General features: G+C 73.5%; 15 protein-coding genes and 4 tRNA genes. 7 read left to right on the top strand and 12 right to left on the bottom strand.

Translation table 11 applies throughout. The features are described 5' to 3' along the window. The first annotated feature begins 436 nt into the window (after positions 1–436). The 5 genes from HDA34_RS01755 to pgsA all read left to right on the top strand — a co-directional run bounded on the left by HDA34_RS01755 (position 437) and on the right by pgsA (position 7874). Entirely contained in the window at positions 437–763 is a 327-nt protein-coding gene (locus tag HDA34_RS01755; protein ID WP_036338972.1) for a DUF6504 family protein, read from the top strand. Further along, positions 760–4458 (top strand): DNA polymerase III subunit alpha, encoded by a 3699-nt coding sequence (locus tag HDA34_RS01750; protein WP_044659660.1) that lies wholly within the window; start codon positions 760–762, stop codon positions 4456–4458. Before HDA34_RS01755 ends, HDA34_RS01750 begins: the two co-directional genes overlap by 4 nt. 109 nt (positions 4459–4567) lie before the next feature. Continuing rightward, complete coding sequence (thrS, locus tag HDA34_RS01745; protein WP_044659661.1) at positions 4568–6586, top strand: threonine--tRNA ligase; 2019 nt, start codon at positions 4568–4570, stop codon at positions 6584–6586. Further along, positions 6583–7263: an HIT family protein gene (locus tag HDA34_RS01740; RefSeq protein ID WP_044659662.1), complete on the top strand. Its 681-nt coding sequence runs from the start codon at positions 6583–6585 to the stop codon at positions 7261–7263. Before thrS ends, HDA34_RS01740 begins: the two co-directional genes overlap by 4 nt. Then, on the top strand, positions 7263–7874 hold the full coding sequence (gene pgsA, locus HDA34_RS01735) for a phosphatidylinositol phosphate synthase (RefSeq protein WP_044659663.1): 612 nt from the start codon (positions 7263–7265) through the stop codon (positions 7872–7874). Before HDA34_RS01740 ends, pgsA begins: the two co-directional genes overlap by 1 nt. Positions 7875–7899: 25 nt before the next feature. Here the strand turns inward: pgsA and HDA34_RS01730 are convergent, their stop codons facing one another. Genes HDA34_RS01730 through HDA34_RS01720 form a run of 3 tightly spaced genes read right to left on the bottom strand, consistent with a single transcriptional unit; the run spans position 7900 to position 9815 of the window. Further along, a complete protein-coding gene (locus HDA34_RS01730; RefSeq protein ID WP_044659664.1) occupies positions 7900–8418 on the bottom strand; it encodes an aminoacyl-tRNA deacylase in 519 nt (172 codons plus the stop codon). 7 nt (positions 8419–8425) lie between these two features. Next, positions 8426–8884 carry a SufE family protein gene (locus HDA34_RS01725; protein WP_004167585.1) on the bottom strand — a complete coding sequence of 153 codons (459 nt, stop codon included), beginning with the start codon at positions 8882–8884 and terminating at the stop codon, positions 8426–8428. A gap of 37 nt (positions 8885–8921) precedes the next feature. Beyond that, positions 8922–9815, bottom strand: coding sequence for a sulfurtransferase (locus tag HDA34_RS01720; RefSeq protein ID WP_044659665.1), 894 nt, complete (start codon positions 9813–9815; stop codon positions 8922–8924). 223 nt (positions 9816–10038) lie between these two features. On the opposite strand from HDA34_RS01720, the gene zapE reads away from it, so the two are divergent. After that, the gene (gene zapE / locus HDA34_RS01715; RefSeq protein ID WP_080981737.1) at positions 10039–11094 is read left to right on the top strand and encodes a cell division protein ZapE; all 1056 of its coding nucleotides are present in this window, start codon (positions 10039–10041) and stop codon (positions 11092–11094) included. 74 nt (positions 11095–11168) lie between these two features. Here the strand turns inward: zapE and HDA34_RS01710 are convergent, their stop codons facing one another. The 5 genes from HDA34_RS01710 to HDA34_RS01690 are packed head-to-tail and all read right to left on the bottom strand — an operon-like array spanning position 11169 to position 19270. After that, positions 11169–13874 carry a GNAT family N-acetyltransferase gene (locus tag HDA34_RS01710; protein WP_049147983.1) on the bottom strand — a complete coding sequence of 902 codons (2706 nt, stop codon included), beginning with the start codon at positions 13872–13874 and terminating at the stop codon, positions 11169–11171. After that, positions 13871–15706 carry an IucA/IucC family protein gene (locus tag HDA34_RS01705; protein WP_020624757.1) on the bottom strand — a complete coding sequence of 612 codons (1836 nt, stop codon included), beginning with the start codon at positions 15704–15706 and terminating at the stop codon, positions 13871–13873. The genes HDA34_RS01710 and HDA34_RS01705 overlap by 4 nt, the downstream gene beginning before the upstream one ends. After that, entirely contained in the window at positions 15703–16347 is a 645-nt protein-coding gene (locus HDA34_RS01700; protein ID WP_223246401.1) for a GNAT family N-acetyltransferase, read from the bottom strand. The genes HDA34_RS01705 and HDA34_RS01700 overlap by 4 nt, the downstream gene beginning before the upstream one ends. Positions 16348–16352: 5 nt before the next feature. Continuing rightward, complete coding sequence (locus HDA34_RS01695; RefSeq protein ID WP_043279265.1) at positions 16353–17678, bottom strand: lysine N(6)-hydroxylase/L-ornithine N(5)-oxygenase family protein; 1326 nt, start codon at positions 17676–17678, stop codon at positions 16353–16355. Continuing rightward, positions 17675–19270 (bottom strand): pyridoxal phosphate-dependent decarboxylase family protein, encoded by a 1596-nt coding sequence (locus HDA34_RS01690; protein ID WP_070708689.1) that lies wholly within the window; start codon positions 19268–19270, stop codon positions 17675–17677. Before HDA34_RS01690 ends, HDA34_RS01695 begins: the two co-directional genes overlap by 4 nt. Positions 19271–19431: 161 nt before the next feature. On the opposite strand from HDA34_RS01690, the gene HDA34_RS01685 reads away from it, so the two are divergent. After that, entirely contained in the window at positions 19432–20322 is an 891-nt protein-coding gene (locus HDA34_RS01685) for a siderophore-interacting protein (protein WP_049147987.1), read from the top strand. Positions 20323–20419: 97 nt separating this feature from the next. On the opposite strand, the gene HDA34_RS01680 is transcribed toward HDA34_RS01685, so the two are convergent. The 4 genes from HDA34_RS01680 to HDA34_RS01665 all read right to left on the bottom strand — a co-directional run bounded on the left by HDA34_RS01680 (position 20420) and on the right by HDA34_RS01665 (position 20817). Then, positions 20420–20496, bottom strand: a tRNA-Gly gene (locus HDA34_RS01680). A 28-nt stretch (positions 20497–20524) separates the two neighbouring features. Further along, a tRNA-Val gene (locus HDA34_RS01675) sits at positions 20525–20596 on the bottom strand. Positions 20597–20654: 58 nt separating this feature from the next. Then, positions 20655–20725 (bottom strand) — tRNA-Cys (locus HDA34_RS01670). 18 nt (positions 20726–20743) lie between these two features. Further along, positions 20744–20817: transfer RNA gene (locus tag HDA34_RS01665), tRNA-Gly, on the bottom strand. Positions 20818–20970: the final 153 nt, after the last annotated feature.

The following is a 20970-nucleotide window of genomic DNA, read 5'->3' as shown; positions in this document are numbered from 1 at the left end:
CAACTGGACGTCCGTCGTGTGTCCGCGCCTCCCGCGCTGATCCCGCAGCGCGGTGCCCGTGGCATGCGAGGCCCGGTTGGTTCGGAGTATACGCAGGCGGATTGTGGTCCTGCTCGCATTGTCCACAGGACCGTGCCGGCGCACTTCTTCCGGCCCAAGAGACGATTTTCTCGTGCATGTGCGCCCCAGGGTCGGGTCGAGGTCCGCGGTCAGGACTCGGTCCCTCCCATCCCGGGGGCCATGCGTCCTTAACGTGTCCGGCGGCCGCCCTACGTTCGCCTCCATCGCATTCGAACACATATTCGAGTACGATCGGGGGTGCGGCCCCACCTTCCCACTTCTTCCCCGCGTCCGGTCCGCCGGACGGGCCGCGCTCCCATCGCCCGACGGCACCCCGTCGTCGGTCCGGTCAGCAGTGCACAGGGAGAGAAGCAGAATGGGAGTCCTCACACAGTCGGTGGCGGTGGAGTGCGGGGCAGACGGCACCCCGCAGGGGCTGCGCTGGAACGGGCGGGACTACGTCCTCGCAGAGCGCCCCGTGCGCTGGTTCGAGCGGCGCCGCTGGTGGGCGGAGGAGGTCCGCGCGGAGAAGGGCCGCGGCGCCGGTCTCGTCGACCACGAGATGTGGCGGCTGCAGGTCCGCCTGGCCCGGGCCGGCGCCGCGCCCCTGCAGACCCTCGACGTCGCCCACCACCTGGACTCCGGCCGGTGGCGGCTCGTGCGCGTCCACGAGCACGCCCAGGACCTGAGGCGGTCGGCATGAGCCGGGCCACCGCGGCCGGACGCACCGCCGCACCCTTCGCCCACCTGCACGTCGCCTCCGCGTTCAGCGCCCACTACGGGGTCAGCTGGCCCGAGGACCTCGTGGCCGCCGCCGCGGCCGCGGACATGGACCTGCTGGCCTGCACCGACCGGGACGGGCTCTACGGCATGGCCAAGCACGTGGGCGCCTGCCTGCGCCACGGCATCACCCCGATCGTGGGCGTGGACCTGGCCGTCCGGTGGAGCGAGGACGAGAACGCCGGCCGCGTGGTCGTGCTCGCCCGAGGAGGCTGTCATGGCTCCGGCTACCGCTCCCTGTGCGAGCTCGTCTCCGCCGCCCACGCCCGCACCACCGGGGGAGCGGCAGGCGGCAGCCCGTGGGCCAGCGTCGCCGAGCTCGCCGCCGCGGCGGCCGGCCGGGTCCCCACCGCCGCCAACCGAGACAACCCGCCCACCCCCGAGCTGTTCGTCCTCCTCGGCCCGGACTCGGACGTCGGCCGCCACCTGGCCCGCCGCCGGTACGCGGCCGGCCTCGCCGCCCTGCGCCGCTGGAAGGCGGCCCTGCCCGCAGGCAGCCCCCACGCCGACGTCGTCACCCACCTCTCCGCCCCCGGCCGCCGCCTCGACACCGGGCACGCCGTGAAGACCCTCCGCGCCGCCCGCCAGGCCCGCATCCCCGCCGTCCTGACCAACGCCGTGCGCTACGCGGCCCCGGACGGTGCCGCCACCGCGGACGTCCTCGACGCCGTCCGTGCCCTCAGCTCCCTCGACGCCCTCCACGACCTGCAGCCCAACGGACAGGGCTGGCTCAAGTCCACCGCCGCCATGCACCGCATCGCCCACGAGGTCGCCTTCGCCGCCGACGACCGCCCCGCCCCCCTGCTCGAGGCCACCCGCCGCCTCGCCGAGGCCTGCGCACTCGACCCCGAGACCGACCTCGGCTGGGGCGTGCCCCGCGTCCCCGAGGCCGCCGTCATCGGCATCGACGGCCCCCCGGAGCACGTGCTGCGCGAGCGCACCCGCACCGGCCTCCTCGCCCGCTACCCCCACCTCCACACCGGGGGAGGCCTCCCCGGCACCAGCCAGGCGGCCCGAGACCTGCAGGACCGCGCCGAGCACGAGCTCGGCATCATCACCCGACTCGGCTTCTCCTCCTACTTCCTCACCGTGGCCGCCGTCGTCGACCTCATCGAGGGCATGGGCATCCGCGTGGCCGCCCGCGGCTCCGGCGCCTCCTCCCTCGTCAACCACGCCCTGCGCATCTCCCATGTCGACCCCATGGCCAACGGCCTGATCATGGAGCGCTTCCTCTCCACCGACCGCTCCACCCTCCCGGACATCGACATCGACGTGGAGTCCGCCCGCCGCCACGAGATCTACCGCGCCGTCGTCGATCGCTTCGGCGCCGAGCGCACCACCCTCATGAGCATGCAGAACGCCTACCGGGCCCGCGGCGCCGTCCGCGACGCCGGCCTCGCCCTCGGCATGCCCGAACCCGAGGTGGACGCCATCGCCAAGCAGCTCTGGCGCTTCTCCGCCTCGAACTTCCGCGAGGCACTCCAGCGCATGCCCGAACTCGGCGGCCTCTCCCGCCGCATCGAGTCCGGCCGCGCCGAGGGCGACCGCCAGCTGGACCTGCTCGTCGACCTCACCGAACGCCTCGACCGCCTGCCCCGCCACATCTCCATGCACCCCTGCGGCGTCATCCTCGGCGACGCCACCCTGCTGCACCGCACCCCCGTCCAGCCCTCCGGCATGGGCCTGCCCATGAGCCAGTTCGACAAGCACGACATGGACCCCATGGGCTTCCTCAAGCTCGACATCCTCGGCGTGCGCATGCAGTCCGCCATCGCCTACACGATCGCCGAGGTCGAACGCACCACGGGCGAGCGCATCGACCTCGAACAGGTGCCCCTCGACGACCCCGCCACCTACGCGATGATCCGCACCACCCACACCCTCGGCTGCTTCCAGATCGAGTCCCCGGGCCAGCGCGAACTCGTCGGCAAACTCGCCCCCCGCGAGTTCAACGACCTCACCGTGGACATCTCCCTCTTCCGCCCCGGCCCCATGCAGTCCGACATGGTCCGACCCTTCCTCGAACAGCGGCACGGCTGGGCACCCGCCCACTACCCGCACCCCGACCTGCGGCCCGTCCTCGCCGAGACCCACGGGGTCACCGTCTTCCACGAACAGGTCCTACGCACCATGGACGTCATGACCGGCTGCGGACTGGCCCGCGCCGACGAGCACCGCCGCCTCCTCGGCGGCCCGCAGGAACACCTCGTCGAAGAGGCCTTCCGCACCGGCGCCCTCGCCCGCGGCTACTCCCTCGAAGTCATCGACGAGGTCTGGGCCACCCTCTCCGCCTTCGGCTCCTTCGGCTTCTGCAAGGCCCACGGCGCCGCCTTCGCCGTCCCCACCTACCACTCCGCCTGGCTCAAGACCCACCACCCCGCCGCCTTCATGGCCGCCATCCTCGAACACGACCCCGGCATGTACCCCGCCCGCCTCATGGTCGCCGAGGCCCGCCGCATGGGCATCCCCGTCCTCCCCGTGGACGTCAACGCCTCCTCCCGCCACGTCCACGTCGAGTGGGTCCCCGCCCACCCCGAGATCGACGACGGCGCCCCCGGCCGCTGGGGCATCCGCCTGCCCCTCACCAGCCTCTCCGGACTCAGCGAAGCCGAGACCGACCGCCTCGACGCCGGCCGTCCCTACCGCTCCCTCGCCGACGTCCGCGACCGCGCCCGCCCCACCGCCCGCAACCTCGAACGCCTCGCCCAGCTCGGCGCCCTCGACTGCCTCCTCCCACCCGGCGGCGCCTCCCGCACCGACCTCGTCCACCACCTCGAACTCCAGCACTCCACCACCCGCGGCACCGCCCCCGGCCGCACCGCCCCGCGCTCGCGGTCCGCCCGTCCACGGCAGGTGGAGGGCCAGCTGGCCCTGGACCTGCCGGACACCGAGCTCACCGCCCTCGCCCCGCTCTTCCCGGACCCGGGCCCGGCCGCCCGGGTCCGCACCGAGCTGGAGCTCACCGCCCTGGACGTCACCGCCCACCTCATGGACTCCCACGCCCCGTACCTGGACGCGCTCGGCGTCACCCGGGCGAAGGACCTGCTCGGGCTGCGCACGCAGTCCCGGGTGCTCGTGGCAGGGGTGCGCGTGGCCACCCAGACCCCGCCCATGCGCAGCGGCAAGCGGGTGGTGTTCCTCTCCGTGGACGACGGCACCGGCTGCGTGGACGCCTCCTTCTTCACCGAGGCCCAGCACGCCTCCGGGGAGATGCTCTTCTCCGCCCGCCTCCTGCTGATCGAGGGCACCGTCCGGCGCACCGGCGACCGGGCCGTGTCCGTCCAGGCCGTGCGCGCCTGGGACCTGCACCGGCCCGAGACGCTCCCGGACCCCGACTACCTGGACGCCACCCGGCAGCAGTGGCGGGACTGGCTCGCGGCGGACCGCCGAGCCGCCGCCGCGCGCCGCAGCGGCCGGGCGGGCACCGGAGCGCAGCCCCTGCCGGACATCCCGCACCACGGCACGGGCGGCTGGCCCGTGAAGGTGCGCACCGACGTCGGGCCGGCCGGCGGGGCCCGCCCCGGCCGCACGGCACCCGATCGGCCCGCTCCGGAGCACACCCCGATCCCGGTGCCCCACCCGGAGACGTGGGAGCTGCTGCCCACCCCGGACAGATGAGACCGTCCGCCTCCGTGCCCCGCCGTCCGGCCGCGCCCCTAGAATGGGACGCGGCCGACGGTGGCCCCCGTACGCCACCGATCCCGAAGCCAGACCTCGAAGGAGCACCGTGTCGGAGCCGAAGAACATCCTGCTGACCGTGGACGGAGAGCTGCGGGAGGTGACGCACGGCACCACCGGCCTCGACCTCTTCCGCGAGAAGCCGACCACCGCCGTCATGCGGGTGGACGGCCTGCTCTGGGACCTGGCCCGGGAGATCCCTGCCGGCGCGTCCGTCGAAGCGGTGGACATCACGGAGCCCGAGGGCCTCGAGGTGCTGCGGCACTCCACCGCCCACGTGATGGCCCAGGCCGTGCAGCAGCTGCGCCCGGGCGCCAAGCTCGGCATCGGCCCGTACATCACGGACGGCTTCTACTTCGACTTCGACGTCGACGAGCCCTTCACCCCCGAGGACCTCAAGCAGATCTCCTCGCTCATGCAGAAGATCGTGAAGTCCGGCCAGACCTTCCGCCGCCGCGTCGTGGACGAGGAGACCGCCCGCGCCGAGATGGCGGACGAGCCCTACAAGCTCGAGCTGCTCGGCAAGAAGGATGCCGCGGACACCGCCGGCGAGGGCGCCTCCGTGGAGGTCGGGGCCGGGGAGATCACCATCTACGACAACGTGGACCGCAAGACCGGCGACGCCGTGTGGTGCGACCTCTGCCGCGGCCCGCACCTGCCCTCCACCAAGCTCATCGGCAACGGCTTCGCGCTCACCCGCTCCGCCGCCGCCTACTGGCTCGGCAACGAGAAGAACAAGCAGCTGCAGCGCATCTACGGCACCGCCTGGGCCAGCAAGGACGACCTCAAGGCCTACCAGGAGCGCCTCGCCGAGGCCGAGCGCCGCGACCACCGCAAGCTCGGCGCCGAGCTGGATCTCTTCTCCTTCCCGGACGAGCTCGGCTCCGGCCTGCCCGTGTTCCACCCGCGCGGCGGCATCATCCGCAAGGAGATGGAGGACTACTCCCGTCGGCGCCACACCGAGGCCGGCTACGAGTTCGTCTACACCCCGCACATCACCAAGCAGCACCTCTACGAGGTGTCCGGCCACCTCGACTGGTACGCGGACGGCATGTTCCCGCCCATGCACATCGACGAGGTCCGTGATCCCGAGACCGGCGAGATCACGCGCCAGGGGCAGAACTACTACCTCAAGCCGATGAACTGCCCCATGCACAACCTGATCTACCGCTCCCGCGGCCGGTCCTACCGTGAGCTGCCGCTGCGGCTGTTCGAGTTCGGCTCCGTGTACCGGTACGAGAAGTCCGGCGTGGTCCACGGGCTCACGCGCGTGCGCGGCATGACCCAGGACGACGCCCACATCTACTGCACCCGCGAGCAGATGAAGGAGGAGCTGACCACCACGCTCAACTTCGTCCTCGACCTGCTCAAGGACTACGGCCTCAACGACTTCTACCTCGAGCTCTCCACGAAGGACCCGGAGAAGTTCGTCGGCTCCGACGAGATCTGGGAGGAGGCCACCCGCACCCTCGCCGAGGTCGCGGAGGCCTCCGGTCTGCAGCTCGTCCCGGATCCGGGCGGCGCCGCGTTCTACGGCCCGAAGATCTCGGTCCAGGCCCGGGACGCCATCGGCCGCACGTGGCAGATGTCCACCATCCAGCTGGACTTCAACCTGCCCGAGCGCTTCGACCTCGAGTACCAGGCCGCCGACGGCACCCGTCAGCGCCCCGTGATGATCCACCGCGCCCTCTTCGGCTCCATCGAGCGCTTCCTGGGCGTCCTCACCGAGCACTACGCCGGCGCGTTCCCGGCCTGGCTTGCCCCGGAGCAGGTCGTGGCCATCCCGGTGGCCGAGGCATTCAACGACTACCTGGACGACGTCGTCGCGAAGCTGCGTGCCGAGGGGATCCGGGCGCGCCTGGACGACTCCTCGGACCGCTTCCCGAAGAAGATCCGCACCGCGGCCAAGGAGAAGGCGCCGTTCGTGCTGATCGCCGGCGGCGAGGACAGGGAGGCGAACGCCGTGTCCTTCCGCTTCCGCGACGGCACCCAGGACAACGGCGTGCCGGTGGAGGAGGCGATCGAACGCATCGTGAAGGCGGTGCGCGAGCGCGAGGTCACCCCATGACCAGCCCCGGCACCGGCGGATCCGACGCGCGGGCGCAGGCCCGCGCGTCGGCGGACGCCGCCGCCACGGACGGCTTCGAGCTGCCCGGCGCCCCGGACGCCTTCGAGCGGTTCTGGAACGCCCACCGCATGGCGTACGTGTCCAAGGGGACGGGCCAGGTCAAGGACGAGCACACCTGCCCGTTCTGTGCGGCCCCGCAGCGCGACGATGAGGACTCCCTCATCGTCCACCGCGGCCGCACCGCCTACGTGGTGCTGAACCTGTACCCGTACAACCCCGGTCATCTGCTCGTCTGCCCCTACCGCCACGTGCCCCTGTACACGGACACCACCACGGAGGAGGCCGCCGAGATGGCGGAGCTGACCCAGACGGCGATGCTCGCCCTCGGCCAGGCCGCCGGCGCGTCCGGCTACAACCTCGGCATGAACCAGGGGGCGGTGGCCGGCGCCGGGATCGCGGCCCATCTGCACCAGCACGTGGTGCCGCGGTGGACCGGCGACGGCAACTTCCTGCCGATCATCGCTCGGACCAAGAACATGTCGCAGACCCTGGGGGAGACCCGGCAGATCCTCGCGGGCGTCTGGGACCGGGCCGCCCGGGACCACGCCGCGCGCCGGGCGGCCAACGCCCGTGCCGCGGCCGAGCATCCTCGCCCGGGGGCCGGAGACCCCGCCTGATGCTGGACCGTCACGCGCGCGGCGTCACCACCCGCCTGTTCACCCCGGTGGCCCGTACGCTCCTGCGGGCCGGGGTCAGTCCGGACACCGTGACGGTCGTCGGCACACTCGGCGTGAGCCTGGGCGCGCTCGTGCTCTTCCCCCTGGGGCACCTGTTCTGGGGCACGCTCTTCATCACCGCGTTCGTGTTCTCGGACCTGGTGGACGGGATCATGGCGCGCGAGGCCGGGTCCACCGGCCGCTGGGGCGCGTTCCTCGACTCCACCCTGGACCGCGTGCAGGACGCGGCCGTGTTCCTCGGGCTGTGCCTGTGGGGCTTCGGCGTCGGCGCCGCACCCGCGGTCGGCGCGCTCTCCGGGGCCTGCCTGGCCCTGGGCATGCTCGTCTCCTACGTGCGCGCCAAGGCGGAGGCCCTCGGCTGGGACGCGCACGTGGGCATCGCCGAGCGCGCCGAACGGCTCGTGGCCACCCTCGTGGTCGCCGGCCTCACCGGCCTCGGTCTGCCCCCGGTCGTCCTGGCCGTCACCTTGGGGCTGCTCGCCGCAGCCTCCCTGGTCACCGTCGGCCAGCGCATGGCTGTGGTGCGCCGCCAGGCGCGCGACGACGTCTGACCGGCCCGGCCGCAGGACCCGCCCGTCAGTCCGCCGCGATCTCCGCGACGACGGCGCCCGTCACCTGCACGAGGTCGGCGGGCGCGATCTCCACATCCAGGCCGCGTTGCCCGCCGGAGACGTACATGAGCTCCGCGTCGAGGGCGGAGGAGTCCAGGACGACGGGGTGGGGCCGGCGCTGGCCCAGGGGAGAGACGCCGCCCCGCACGTAGCCGGTCCGGCGTTCGACGACGGCCAGATCGGCCAGGGCGAGTCGCTTGACGCCCAGCACCGCGGCGGCGGCCCGCAGGTCCAGCTGACCGGACACGGGCACCACGCACGCGGCGAGCGCGCCGTCGGGGTCCGCCACCATCAGCGTCTTGAACAGTCGGTCGGCGGGCACGCTGAGCGCCCGGGCGACCTGGACGCCGAACCGCTCGCCGCCGGCGTCGAGGGCCACGTCGAAGGTGTGCAGCCGGTACGGGACCCCGGCGGCCTCGAGGGCGGCGACGGCCGGTGTGGCCGCCCCGTGCCGGGCGCTGCGATCCTTCTTGCGCTGGCCCACGGCGGACTCAGGCGATCCCGGCCTGCTCGCGCACGTTGCGCTTGATGCGGCCGAGCATGGCGGACATTCCGCGCAGGCGCAGGGGGGTGAGGGCCTTGGCCAGACCGAGGCGGGTGGGGATGTCCTCGGGCACGTCCAGGACCTCGAGGGCGCTCAGCCCGTCCAGGCCCTGGGTGAGCACGGAGGCGAAACCGCGCGTGGTGGGCGCCTCCGGGGGAGCGGTGATGAAGAGGCGGACCGGGGCCTGCGGACCGGGCTCACCCTCGAGCTCCACGGCCAGGAACAGCGGGGTCTGACACTCCACGACCTGCTCCATCTCGGCCTCGTGGCCGTCGTAGCGCTCCGGCAGCGCCGGCAGCTCGTCCGAGAATTCCAGCAGCAGCTCGAGCTTCTCGGGATCGGGCACCCCGGCGAAGTCGTCGATGATCTCGGCCAGGGCGGCGGGCACGGCGTGGTTCTCGGTCATGGTGTCCCAGTCTAGTGATCCACGCCGTGCCGGGGGCTCAGCGCGCGGGGGCCTCGCCCGGCTCTTCGCCGACGGCGATCGGCAGGCGCACGGCGTTGCCCCACTCGGTCCAGGAGCCGTCGTAGTTGCGGACGTCCTCGTGGCCGAGCAGGTACTTGAGCACGAACCAGGTGTGGGAGGACCGCTCGCCGATGCGGCAGTAGGCGATCACGTCGTCACCCTCCTGCAGCCCGGCGCCGGCGCGATAGACCTGCTCCAGCTCGGCGCGGGACTTGAAGGTGCCGTCCTCGTTGGCCGCGGACGCCCACGGCACGGACGCCGCCGTGGGGATGTGGCCGCCGCGCAGGGTGCCCTCCTGCGGGTAGCCGGCCATGTGCGTGGTCTCGCCCGTGTACTCGGGACGGGAGCGGACGTCGATCAGCGGGGTGGTCCCGATGGCCTGCAGGACGTCCTCGCGGGCGGCACGATCTGTGTGGTCGTCGCGCTCGATCACCGGGTACTCGGCGCGGGCCACGGTCGGGACCTCGCGGGTGGTCTCGCGTCCCTCCGCGATCCACTTGTCACGGCCGCCGTCCATCAGGCGCAGGTCCTCATGGCCGTAGAGGGTGAACACCCACAGGGCGTAGGCGGCCCACCAGTTGGACTTGTCGCCGTAGAACACCACGGTGGTGTCCCGGGAGATCCCCTTGGAGGCGGCGAACTCGGCGAAGGCCTCGGGGCCGACGAAGTCGCGGGTGACGGGGTCGTTGAGCTCGGTGTGCCAGTCGACGCGTTGGGCGCCGGGGATGTGGCCGGTGGAGTAGAGGAGAGCGTCCTCGTTGGACTCGAGGACCACGACGTCCTCGTCGCCGACATGGTCGGCGACCCACTGCGTGGACACCAGCTTCTCGGGGTGGGCGTACTCGGAGAACTTCGCGGCGGTATCGGTCATGGCACTGCCTTCCTTCGCGTCGGGGCGGGCCCGCACGGGCCCGGGGCGGGCGGCACGACGACGGCGGGTTCCGTGTCCGTGCCCTGCGCGCCAGATTACGGCACGTCGGTGTCACGTAAGAGGGTAGGGGCCCCTCAGTCCGGGACACGCGAGGTCACATGGGTCGGGTCCGCGGCCCGATAGCATGGCCCGGAATCCCCGTCGTCGACCCTGGGAGTGTCCCGTGGCTCAGATCGTCCACCTCGCCGACCGTTCGCCGCAGGTCACCCCGGACCAGCTGTTGTCCGGCTTCCACCCGTCGTACCGCTTCGGCACGGTGTCCTTCGACACCTACATCCCGGACCCCGCGCACCCCTCGCAGGCACAGGCCGTGGAGCGGCTGCGCCGGTTCGCGGCAGACCTCGGCCGGGGCGGTTCGGGCGGCGGGTTCCTCGGCGGCCTGTTCGGCGGGAAGAAGCGGGCGGCAGGGCCGGCCGGCATCTACCTCGACGGCGGTTTCGGCGTCGGCAAGACCCACCTGCTGGCCTCGACGTGGCACGCGGCCCCCGGGCCCAAGGCGTTCGGCACGTTCGTGGAGTACACCAACCTCGTGGGCGCCCTGTCCTTCCGCAAGGCGGTGGACGAGCTCAAGGAGTACACCCTCGTGTGCATCGACGAGTTCGAGCTCGACGACCCGGGGGACACCGTGCTGATGTCCCGCCTCATGCGCGAGCTGGCCGACGCCGGCGTGCGCCTGGTGGCGACCTCCAACACCCTGCCGGGCTCGCTCGGCGAGGGGCGCTTCGCGGCGCAGGACTTCAAGCGCGAGATCCAGGTCCTGGCCGACCAGTTCGAGGTCATCCGCGTGGACGGCGAGGACTACCGCCACCGCGGCCTCTCCGCCGCCCCGTCGCCGCTGGACGACGCCGCCGTCGAGGCCACCGCCCAGGAGAACTTCCCCGACGCGGGTGTGCTCGCCGTGGACGACTTCGCGGACCTCACCGCGATGCTCTCCCGCGTGCATCCCTCCCGCTACCGCGAGCTCGTCAAGGACGTGGACGTGCTCGCCCTCCACGACGTGCACACCATCACGGAGCAGGCCACGGCCCTGCGCTTCGTGGTGTTCGCGGATCGCCTGTACGACAAGGACGTGCCCGTCCTCGCCTCCGGTGTGCCCTTCGACGCCCTGTTCACGCAGGAGATGATGCACGGCGGCTACATGAAGAAGTACTTCCGCACGGTCTCCCGCATGACCGCCCTGGTCCGGGAGGGCCAGACGGGCGTGGCCGAGCACAAGTGAGCCACCGCCCCTGACCGGCACGACGACGGCGCGCACCGAGGCGGGTGCGCGCCGTCGCCGTGTGCGGGGCAGGGTCAGTGCACGGCGCGGAAGCACAGCGCCGCCCGCTTGCCCGGCAGCTCGACCTCCCGGTCCACCGTGAAGCCCAGAGCCCGGGCGGTCTTCACGGCCCGCGTGTTGCGGACGTCCGGCTCGATCACGAGCCGACGCGTGCCGGGGCGTGCGCCCAACCAGTCCACAATGCTCCGGTAGGCCGTGGCGCGGGCGCGCCCCTGCAGGCCGCCGGGGGCGGTGATGAAATGGAATCCGAGGTCCCCGTCCCGCACCTCGTAGGCGCCGCCGACCTCCTCCGCGCGAGGGTCGTAGGTCTGCACGAGGGCCACGAGGGTCCCGCCGTGCCACACGAGGTGGTTCGCGTGGGTGGGCTGGAACTCGAGGAAGTCGTAGACCTCCTCGACGTCCTGCACGCTGTGCCCGCGCATCCCGTAGAACTCCGCCCGCGGCTCCGTGACGAGTGCGTGGATCAGCGGGGCGTCCAGGGCCGGGCGGACGCGCGTCATGGTCAGGCCCAACGCCCCGACGCCGACCTCGGCCACGATGCGTCCCGGAGGGGCCCCGCCGGGGACGGAGCGGGCGGGTGCGACGCCGCTGCCGGCGGACGGGGGGACGGGACCGGACGGCACGGGCAGCAGGCGGCCGGCGGCCCACGCGTCCAGCTGATCCGTCACGTGCCCGCCTCCGAGACCGGAGGCGCCGAACGGGACGACCCACCGGCTGCGGGTGCGGTCGCCGAGGTCGAACACGACCCGGGCCACTGGCCCGCGGTGGGTGCCGACGGCCAGGCCGGGGGCGTGCGAGGTGGCGCAGACCGCGTCCGCGGTGCCGCCCACCCGGACGGACCCGATCGTGTCGAGCACGTCGGCGAGCCCCGGCACATCCGGCCCGCCGGGATGCTCGTGCGTGAACAGGAACGGGGTCAGGGCATGCGCCGCACCCCACGTCCGAGCCGTGTCGTCGGGGCCCGGCGGCTCAGCGGCGTCGCCGACGGCGGCGACGGCGGCCCGCACGAGGTCCCTCGTCGACGCTGCGACCCCCAGGGCCGCGCGCAGCGGCTCCGGCCCGCGCTCGGCGAGCGCCGCGCCGACCCATGCGGCGGCGTCGCCCCACGGTGCCCACGGGCCGCCGAGCAGGGCCCGCGAGGCGGGCGGCAGGTGCGCGATCAGGGCGGCGGCCACCTCGTGCTCCACGAGGAGCCACCAGCGGGCCGCGGCCGATCCGGCGGCGGCGTCGCCGGCCCACGCCGGGACGGACTCCGCGGCCAGCACGTCGTCCGCGACGAGCGCGTCGACGGCGTCGGCGAGCCAGGCCCGCGGCGCGCCCGGGGTCCGGGTGTCCGTCTGCAGGGCGGCCATCGCGTCCACGGTCCGCTCCTGCGGTGCCAGCGCCTCGAGGGCCTCCCGGATGCGGCGGGACCGCCACGGCGCGCACGCGTCCACGGTGAGGCAGGCGGTGTCCGGGTGGGGCTCGTTGGCCGCCACCACGACGTCGTCCGCCGCGGCCGGCGCGGGCCAGCGCACCCAGCGCTGATCGAGGGACCCGTCGGCGGAGCCCCGGCCCAGCGCGGAGGCCCGCGCCGCACCCCAGGCCGAGCGTCGATCCCGGCGCCGCACGGCCCCGGCGTGCCGGGTGAGCACCGTCCGCCGGTCCGCGACGATCACGCGATTGACCGGCTCGACGTGCCCGTCCAGCACCGCGCAGGCCTCCGCGGCGCTCGCGGCCGTGAGCAGCCGGCGCGCGCTCGGCAGGCCGGTGTCGGCGCGGTCCCAGGCGGGGAACCGCATGCTCACCGGGCCGGCGCCGGGCACGTCCACGAGCCGCCCGCGCGGGGTGTGGGCCACCCGCACGTCCACGGGGTCGCCGCCGCGCACGTGCACCCGCTCGGTCCGGGCGTCGAGGACCTCCGGCCCCTCGGGGGCGTCCTCGAGGACCATCTCGAGCGAGGACACCATCGCCGAGGTCGTCACCCACGCGACGTGCTCGGACTGCCCCACATGCGGGACGCCCGGCACACCGGGGAAGGCCAGGCCGACGACGTCGACGCGGTCCCGGGGACGCTCGGCCTCCACCACGAGGCGCACCTGCTGGTAGACGCCGGGCAGCTCGAGCAGCCGGTGCGGGTCGGCGGCCACGAGCGGAGCGCCCTCGGCGCCGACGCGCACCGCCCAGGCGTTCGAGCCGTCCGCGTCGGGGCGCGGCGAGATCAGCGCCGCGGCGAGCGCGGGGAAGCGCTCGGCCAGCAGGGTGCGGAACAGGGCGGCCGGCGCGTTGGTCAGCCAGACGTTGTAGCCCAGGTGCAGGGCGAGCGCCGTGTGCGGGTCGAACGGCAGCGGCTTCACCCCGTGGGCGGCGAACTCGGGCGCGCGCCGGGCCCCGGCGTCCAGCCCCGCGTTCACGCCGTCGGCGAACCGGGTGAACCAGGCCCGGTCCTCCGCGTCGTCGAGGGCGTTGAACGCCTGGCGGGCCGCGCCGTCCAGGTCCATCTGCCGGGCGGCGACGTCGTTCGCCACCGCCGGCGGGCCGAACACCTCGGCGCTCATGCCGGTGACCCGGCGGTGCTCGCAGTCGACCTGCCAGGCCCGCTCCGTCGCCACGTGCCACCCCTGGAGGTAGGCCAGCTCGGGCAGGGACGCGGCCACGAGCGTCGGCACGCCGTGCGCGTCCCGGTGGCAACGGCCCGCCACGTCACCCGTCGCCGTCCCGGTCCACGCGTCCGCGCTCATGCCGCGGCGTCCTGCCGGAGCTCCGCCAGCGCGCGGCGCAGCGGCGCGGCCACCGGGTTGGCCAGGCGACCGGCGTAGAGCAGCGAGCCCGACGGGTCCGTCAGGTCCACCATCTGCGTGGCGTTCCGCAGCTGCAACCGGTTCAGGCACGAGTGCGCGAAGTCCTCCGCGTCCAGGCCGAGGCGCTCCACATCCGCGAGCCCCAGGGCCGTGTACTCGGCGAGGACCCGCCCCACCACGGCGTAGAACTCCTCCGCCGGCAGCAGGGCGTCCGCGTCCATCACGTCGGCCAGATGGCGCAGCACGCCGTCCAGCATGTCCGTGAAGAAGGAGAGGGAGAGGTCCTCGTCGGTGAGGTCGATGCGGATGCGCCGGGTCTGCTCCGTGAGCGGGACGCCGTCCGCGCCGACCACCACCTCCTCCCCGATGTCCTTGAGGAAGGCGCCGGTGACCCGTCCCTCCCGCAGGCGGAGCACGATGTTCTCCCCGTGGGGCATGAACACGGTCGAGTAGGCGGCGGCCAGATGCACCAGCGGGGTCACGTAGGCCGTCACCACCCCGTGCAGCCACTGCGCCGCCGTCAGCCCCGAGCGCTCCACGAGCGCCCCCGCCACGGAGCGGCCCCCGCCGTCCCGGTGCAGCAGCGCCGCCATGGTCATGACCCGCTCGCCCTCCGCCAGGCGCGGCAGCGGACTCTCCCGCCACAGGGCGGCGAGCATCTTCGTGTGAGGACCCTTCGAGCCCACGGCATGGAAGGCGTCCCCGGTGTACCCGGCCGAGGCGTACTCCCGCAGCACCCCGAAGCCCCACCTCGCGAGCAGGGGGTCGGAGTCCACGAGGTCGGCCACCACCGCGTTGATCGCCGGGGTGACGGACATGTACGCGGGGGAGAGGCCGCGCACGAACCCCATGTTCTGCACGGACAACGCCGTCTTCAGCTGCGGGGCGTGCGGGTCGCTCGCGTTGAACAGGGTGCGCACCGCCTGCATGGCCGTGAACGCGTCCGGGTCTTCGCCCACGTGCACCAGCCGCCCCGCGGCGAGGTCGGGGGCGAACGCCACCTGGATCCGGTGCTCCCACTGCCACGGGTGCACCGGGATCAGCGTGTACGCCTCCGGATCGACGTCGAGCGCCGCCGCCCGCTCCGCCCACAGGCCCGCCACCGCCTCGGTGATCGGCGGGGGCGGCGCCGGCACGGCGGCGCCCGCGCTCGCGGTCTTGGGCCAGGTCCACCGTCCCCCGAGCTCGGAGGGGAACGCGAGCCACACCGGGTGCAGCGCCCGCCCGCCCTCGGGGGCGAACATCGCGTACTCCGTGGCCCCCCAGCCGATGCGGCCGTTGGTGGCCACGAAGCCCGGGTGTCCCTCGCTCATGGCGGCCTCCACCGCCGTGTAGTCCGCGTCCACCAGGTCGGCGGCGGACGGGCGCTCGCCGGCCAGGGTGTGGCACCGGGCGGCGAAGGTGGAGGCGAGCTCCTCGAGATAGACGTCCAGCGCCTCGCCGGCCAGCCCGAGCACCTCGGCCGCGTCGAGGACGAAGCGGTCGACGGCCACCGCGTCCGGATCCCCGGCACGGCACACCGAGTCCGGATCCACGCCGAGGTGCTCGAGCGGGAGGGCACGCGCGGTGAACGTCCACCGCACCCCGCCCAGGGTGAGCGTGTAGGCGTGGCGGCCGGCGTCGTCGACCCGCTCGCCGCGCACCGGCGTCAGGAGCCGCTCATGGGTGAACTCGCGGATCGCCTTGGCGACGAGCAGCCGGTGGGCGTGCCGGGCGGTCGGCGCCGTCAGCGCGTCCAGGCGGGACGGGGAGGACGGGGGGACGGGGGTCATGCGGACACCTGCCTGTCGGGGGTGAGGAGGAGCGGGGGCTCGGGGAGGGTGAGGTCCAGCCCGGCGGCGAGGACGCCGATCCGGCTGGCAGTGAAGGACTCGGGCGTGGCGATCGAGAGCATCGCCGTCTTGGATCCCAGCGCCACGGGACCGAGCTCCGTGAACCCGGCGGCCAGGTTCTTCGCCCGGATGGCGGCGTTGCGCTCGTCCGGCTCGACGACGACGCGCCGCGCCCCCGGCTGGGCCAGGCACCAGCGCACCACCGCGGCCATCACCAGGTCCGTGGTCCCGGGCACCGGGGTGTCCGTCGGGGCGACGAGCACGTGCAGGCCGACGTCGCCCGGCGCGCCCGCATACCGTCCGGCCAGCTCCGAGTGGGCCGGGTCGTAGACCTCCACCAGGAAGGTCGCAGTCCCGTCCACGAGCCCCACGTGCGCGTGGTGGTGCGGGTGCGCGGCGATCGCCTCGTACTCGGCCACGACGTCGGCCAGACCCGCCTCCGTCATCTCCCAGTACACGGCGTGCGGGGACGTCACCCACCGGTGCAGCAGCGGATGGTCCTGCGCGCCCACGGGACGGAGCTCCACACGACGGGCCGCGCTCGCGGCCGCACCGTCCACGGTGGTCTGCGGCGGCGTCACGGCGCTCACCGGACGCCCGCCGCGACGGCACCGAAGTCCTGGAACGCGATCGACTCGGCCTGCGCGTAGACCTCACGGCCGGCGATCGTGCTGAGGATGCGGCCGCTGTGCTCCGCCGCCATGCCCAGGTCCGGGCCGGTGAGCCCCAGGGGCTGTTCGGCGGTGTTGTGCACGAAGATCCGGCGGCCGCTCACGTCGATCGCGTGGTCCGCGTTCGCCGTCGTCCGACCGTCCTCCGCGCGCAGCAGGTGCCGCACCGGCTCCAGGAACGGATGGTCCGGGTGGCGGTAGCCCGTGCCCGCGACGACACGGTCCACCACGTGCCGCCCGGTCACCCCGGTCTCCTCGTCGCGCAGGGTGACCTCCACCCGGGGCGCACCCGGGCCCGCGACCAGGCGGGCGTCCGCCACCGACGTGCCCGGCCACAGCCGGGCCGGGTCCAGCGGACCCACCTGGCGCTCGTACAGCGCGTGGTAGACGTCCTCGATCGTGTACTCGCTGATCCCCTTGTACAGGGACCGGTGGGATGCGTTGATCTCATCCCGCCGCGCCCGGGGCAGAGTGGCGAAGTGCCGCTCATAGTCCAGCGAGGTCAGCTCGAGCGTGAGCTGGCCGACCTCCATGCCGAAGAACCGGGGTGAGCGCGTGACCCACGTGAGGTCCGGGTGGCCCGCGTTCAGCAGGTCCAGGGCGCACTCCGCCGCCGACTGGCCGCTGCCCACTACCAGGACCGACCCGGCCCCGGCGATGTCCTCGCGACGGCCCATGTACTCACCCGTGTGCACCACGGGGGACGCGCCGACCCGGGCCGACTCCTCCGCGACGCGCGCGAGCGGCGCGGGCAGGGACGGCACCGTGCCCGTGCCCACCACCACGTGGTCGGCCCGGTGCGTGCTGGTCCCGGCCGCGGAGGCCGCCTCCACCACGAACTCGTCCGCCTGATCGTCCCACCGCACCGCCGTCACCGTGGTCGCGTAGGCGATGCCGGGCAGCTGGGCTGCCACCCACGCGCAGTAGTCCGAGAACTCCCGCCGCAGCGGGTACCAGGAACCCCGGATGTAGAAGCGGTGCAGCCGGCCCATCGCCTTGAGATACGCCAGGAACGAGTACGGGGAGGTCGGGTCCGCGAACGTCACCAGGTCCGCGAGGAACGGCACCTGGATCTGCGCGCCCGGCAGCATCATGCCCGGGTGCCACACGAACGCGTCGCGGCTCTCCACCACCTCCACCTCGACGTCGGGCAGCGGGTGGGCCAGCGCGGCCAGGCTCAGGTTGAACGGGCCCAGCCCGATCGCGAGCACGCGGCGGGGGGACGTGGACGCCGGGCTCATGCGCACACCTGCTCTCCGTGCTCGTCCACGCGCGCCGCGGACGGACGTGGCCCCGCCGAAGCGGGGAGCGTGCAGGACACGGCGACCGACGGGCCATGCGGACGGGTCCGCGCCACCCCGCGACACCGATGACGGCTCGCCCGCACCGCGTCGACGTGCCGCAGCGCCGCCTCCTCCACGACGTCGACCAGCTCCTCCAGCTCGCCCGAGGTGACCGCGGGGTTCAGGATCGTGAACTTCAGATGGGGCACCCCGTCCACCACTGTCGTCGCGATCAGCGCGCGCCCGCCGGCCACCAGCTCCCGGTGCGTCGCCGCCTGCACCGCCGTGCACTCCTCCTCCGACAGTCCCTCGGCCCGCACCCGGAACAGCACTGTCACCAGCGTCGGATCCTCCAGCACCGCGAACGTCGGCCGGGCCCGCAGGATCCCGCACGCCTGCCGCGTGCGTTCGCGCGCCCCCGCGAACAGGGACACCACCGCCTCGGCCCCATGCTCACGCAGCGTCAGCCACAGCTTGAGCGAGTCGAACCGGCGGCTCGTCTGCAAGGACCGATCCGCCAGGTTCGGATGGACGCTGTCCTCCGGGTTCAGGTAGTCCGCATGCACCGTCACATGGCGCAGGCTCTCGGCGTCCCGCACCACCAGCGCGCTGCAGGCCAGCCCCACGTAGAACGTCTTGTGGAAGTCCATCGTCACCGAGTCCGCACGGTGCAGCCCCGGCAGCTCGTGGCGCGTCGCCGCGCTCGCGGCGAGGATCCCGCCCACGGCCGCGTCCGCATGGACCCACATCCCGTGGCGTTCGGCGACGTCGGCGATGGCCGGCAGCGGGTCGATGGCGCCGCGGTCGGTGGTCCCCAGCGTCGCGACGACGGCCATCGGCACGGCACCGGCGGCCACCTCACGTTCGACCGCCTCGGCCAGGGCCCCGGGGTCCAGACGCCCGGCGGCGTCGGTGGGGACGACGACCACGGCGTGGCGACCCAGCCCGAGCAGGCCGGCTGCCTTGGCGATGCTGTAGTGCGTGGCGGCGCTGACGAAGACGCGCAGCGAGCCGAGCACCTCGGCGGGCAGGTCGGCGAGCCCGGCGTGGCCGGTGAGGCGCTGCACGGCGCGGCCGCGGGCCAGCGTCATGGCCTGCAGGTTGGAGGCCGACCCTCCGGAGGTGAAGACGCCGTCGCCCGCGGCGAACCCGCACCAGCGTCCGACCTCGGCCAGGAGCCGCTGCTCCATGAGCGCCGCGGAGCGGGCCTGGTCCCAGGACTCGACCGCCGTGTTGAGCGCCCCGAGCACGGTGTCCGCTGCGGTGCTGGAGAGCAGGACCGGGCAGTTGAGGTGAGCGGCATAGCGCGGGTGGTGGTAGGCGGTGGTCTGGTGGGCGTAGAGCTCCGCGACCTCGGCGAGGGCGTCGTCGAGGCTGCCCGTCGGCTGCGAGAAGTCGACGGCGCCGACGGCGTCGGCCAGGTGCGTCGACGGGGTGTCCGGGTGGACCCCCGCGCGGTCGTAGGCGGTGTCGACGGCCACCCGGGCCGCCCTGCCGGTGGCGTCGAGGTAGGCGGCGGGATCGCCGAGTCCGAACAGGCGAGGGAGCATGGGAGGGCCTTCCGTGAGGGGGTCGTCGGCTCCGGGCGGCGTGCGCCACGGACGTCCCGCACAGTAGGAAAGCCTTACCTAAGAAAGCAAATACGCAACAATGACGTGACGTATTCAAAGGGAGGACTCCAGCAAAGGTGAGGCTCACCTATGCTGACCGGATGACGAGCTCCTCCGTCCTCCCCCCGCCTGCCGCCCGTCCCTCGCGTGTCGAGGCCCTGCAGATGAAGGCCTACCGCGGGCTCGCGGCCCTCGGCCAGGCGATGCCCGTTGACCGCGACGAGTATCCGCAGTGGACCATGACGGTCCGCGCCACGTGGCTGCTCGCCCCCCGGCTGCGTCGTCTCACGTTCGCCGCGGAGGAGTTCCGCACGTTCACCCCGCAGGGCTGCGACGAGTACTTCGGGCTGCTCACCCCGCCCCCGGGGCGGGCGCTCGTGATGCCCGATCCCGCGGCGCTCAATGCGCGGCGAGCGGTCGGGCGGATCCCCGAGGACGTGCGGCCGGATCTGCGGTGGTACACGGTCGCCGAGCACCGGCCCTCCGTCGGTGAGATCGACGTCGACGTCGTCGTGCACGACCATGCGGGCCCCGCCGGCACGTGGGCGCGCACCGCACGTCCGGGCGACGTCGCCGGCTTCCGCACCGGGACGGGCGCCTATCGTCTGCCGGCGGCGGGGGAGTCGCACCTCGTGGTGGGGGACGAGACCGCAGTCCCGAGCATCGCCGCCGCCCTCGCCGCGCAGCGTCGCACGCCGCGCGGGGGCCGGATGGACGTCGTCCTGGAGGTGCCCGGCCGTGACCACGTCCCCGCCCTCGAGGTCCCGGAGGGCGCCACGCTCACGGTCCTGCACCGCGGAGACGCCGTGCCGGGCGCCCTGCTCACGCCGCACCTCGAGGACCTCCCCGCCGCGCCCCGCGACCACGTGTGGGCGTGCGGCGAGCAGTCGCTCGCGACGGCGGCGCGGCGGGTGATCGTCCGCCGCGGCATCGCACCGAAGCGCGCGATCATGTTCAGCGGCTACTGGCGGGTGGACGGCCCGCGGCTCTGATCCCGTCCGACGGTCGGCGTCCGTGCTCCGAGCACGAGGCCGACCGCACGCCCCGGAACGACGAAGGGCCCCTCCGCCAGGAGGGGCCCTTCGTGTGTGGAGCGGATGACGAGATTCGAACTCGCGACCTCCACCTTGGCAAGGTGGCGCTCTAGCCAACTGAGCTACATCCGCCTGAGTCGATCCTCACGGATCGTCTCCGTGCGCGATACTGGGTTCGAACCAGTGACCTCTTCCGTGTCAGGGAAGCGCGCTACCGCTGCGCCAATCGCGCTCGTCCACCTCCGAGGAGGTGGTGAACATGCCGCCACTCCCGGTCGGAGAAGCCTGCGAGGTCGGGACGGGATTCGAACCCGCGTATACGGCTTTGCAGGCCGCTGCCTCGCCTCTCGGCCACCCGACCAGGGGTGAAGGTTGAGCGAGCGGATGACGAGATTCGAACTCGCGACCTCCACCTTGGCAAGGTGGCGCTCTAGCCAACTGAGCTACATCCGCGTGTCGGTGCCGCCGGGATCCGCTCGTCCGAGCCGCTCACCTGCGTTTTCCAACGAGAAAGAACTCTAGGCCATCTCCGCCCGGATGCAAAATCGGCGTCCGGAGGCGTGTCGGGCCACCCCGTCGGGGGTCCGCGGACCCTGCCAGAATGGC

The organism is Micrococcus luteus, assembly GCF_014138885.1.
Classification (GTDB): Bacteria; Actinomycetota; Actinomycetes; order Actinomycetales; family Micrococcaceae; genus Micrococcus; species Micrococcus luteus.
Note: the sequence above shows the minus strand (reverse complement) of the source record. Positions and strands in the feature narration are given on the sequence as shown.